The organism is Cytophagia bacterium CHB2 (assembly GCA_030263535.1).
Classification (GTDB): Bacteria; Zhuqueibacterota; Zhuqueibacteria; order Zhuqueibacterales; family Zhuqueibacteraceae; genus Coneutiohabitans.
On record SZPB01000617.1, the window covers coordinates 1 to 2,158 of the forward strand.

General features: G+C 56.6%; 1 protein-coding gene. It reads right to left on the bottom strand.

Annotated elements, in window-relative coordinates; translation table 11 throughout:
• Positions 1–560 (bottom strand): hypothetical protein (locus FBQ85_29515; protein MDL1879270.1); only part of this gene is annotated, 560 nt, incomplete at its 3' end.
• Between the last annotated feature and the right edge of the window lie 1,598 nt (positions 561–2,158).

The window sequence follows — 2,158 nt, forward strand, 5'->3', positions numbered from 1 at the left end:
AATGCTACCACCTCGCCGTGTGCAAACTCCCGACCGGCGGTGAAAACGCCTTCGTCAGTAATTTCGCCCAAATTTCGCGGATGGACTTCCCAGCGCGTGCGCGTGACGGGAACCGGATCTCCATTTGCTCGCAACACAAAAGCCGCAAATTTCTGCTGTTCGCCCGGCGGCACGACAGCAGACTCCGGACGGATGACAACACGCAAACGCGGCGGTTCAGGCCTACCGATTCTGACCAAAGCACGGGCGACAAAGACAGCGTTATGCCCCTCAGCTTTGGCCTCGGCAATAACTCTGACTTCCCCGGGCAGGCGTCCGGCCATGAAGAAACCGTCTTCGGTAATTTTACCCAAGGAATCCGGCTCGACGCGCCATTGTATTCCGGCAATGCGAATCGGCTGGCCGTTGGCATCAAACAGAGCGGCTTCGAAACGCTGGCCTTGGCCGGGTTCGAGAGAAACGTCCGGCGGCGAGATGATGAGCCTAGCCTCTCGTTGCGCAAATGCGCTGCTGAAAAGGCTCAAAAAGAGCAATAAAAATACGTTGCGATAAATTCTCATAGTAACTCCTTCGCTAAATACCTGTTTAGGGTTGAATGTTAGTTATCCTTTGCCACGAAGACTTGCGGCTTCGCGCGCTTCGCGATGACGCGATTCCACCATCCACACATTTGCCCTAAATTGGCGAGAACTCCTTTTTTTGTTTATGCCTCTCCGCTTCTTGACAATAAACTGAACGGAGGATAATAACTTGCCCAAATCTCAAACCGCGAATGCACGCCAATAAACGCGAATTTTAAGATGAGTGAATATTCGCATTCATTTGCGGTTCCCCAAATGAGTAAGTTATTTAAATGGCGTTCCTGAGCATACAACTCAATTCGACAGCTTGAGCGCCTCCCGCAGCAACTCGAACGCAATGGTTGCCGTTTCAAACGACACGTTCAATTGTCCGGCTTGATAAGCCGTGTGCGCGCGATGGCGTAATTCCGTGGCTTGCTCGATGAGAATGCGCGCAAATCCGGATTCCTCCGCCGTTGAACTTGATTTGACTTCTTCGAGCGTGGCATCCAATTCCTGCAGTCGCTGGCGCAAGGTTTCACGGTCAGGCGCTGCGGCGGCAGTCTCTTGCAAAAGTCCTTCCGCCTGCAGCAAGAAGCTTTGCGCCACCCGCGCCATCATGCGAAAGGCGGCCACAGAACGCAGCGTGTGGGGCCGGCGGGCGCAAATTCTTTCCGCCGCGGCATACGACCGTCGCGCCAACTCGACCAGGGCTTGGGCTTCGCTGCGCGAGGATTCCTGCGCGCGGGTTTCGACTTCCTGCAGATCGCGCTGCAATTGCTGCAATTCCGCCTCGCATTGTTTTTCAAATTCAAGCGCAGGAATTCCAGCGCTGCGCGTGGTGGCTTCGATCAAGTTGCGCCCGCTGGTGATATAGCGCTGCGCCTGAGCGTATTGTTGTCTCGCCAATGCGGCTTCGGCATCATATGCCAATTTGCGCGCTTGTCCCAGCAACGCACGCATGCCCGGGCGCGGCGAGCTTCCGGCGGCAAGCTGTTCCTCGGCGCGCGCCAGCATATCGCGTAAAGCATGCAACTCACTTTTGAGTTGCCCTTCATCCCGTGCCTGGCCTTGCGCCGGACAAAGCGCCAGAGCGCGCAGCAAAAGGCGATTCGCGCCGTTGCACAATTTTTCTGCCAGCGCTTGATCGCCGCGGCGAAACGCATCCTCAGCCAGGCGTTTTTGCTTCAGGCCTTGCTCATAAACATTCTGGGCAAGAGGATTATTGCATTGCTCAACGGTCTCTTGCGCTTTTGCGGCCAGCTCAACCAGATAGGCGACGCATGTCGAAGAGCCTTGCACGAGCTTCAACGCACGCTCCAGCAATTCGCGCGCGACACGATAGTGGCCTACCGCCTCCAACCGCCGGCCCATCGCCGCGTGATCGCCGAGCTGAAGATTCTTCTTGGCCTCTTGCAGCAAACGCTCTGCTTCACGGTTGCCGCTGCCGATCACTTCATTTTCAGCGCGGCGCACCAGCTCATCCAACTGGGCGCGGAGCTGCTGCGCGGAGGTGCGCAGCACGATTCCCAGCGCGGCTTGCACCAGCTTGGTGGCTTCTTCGATTCTGAGACGTGCATCTCGGAAGCGCCGTTCTG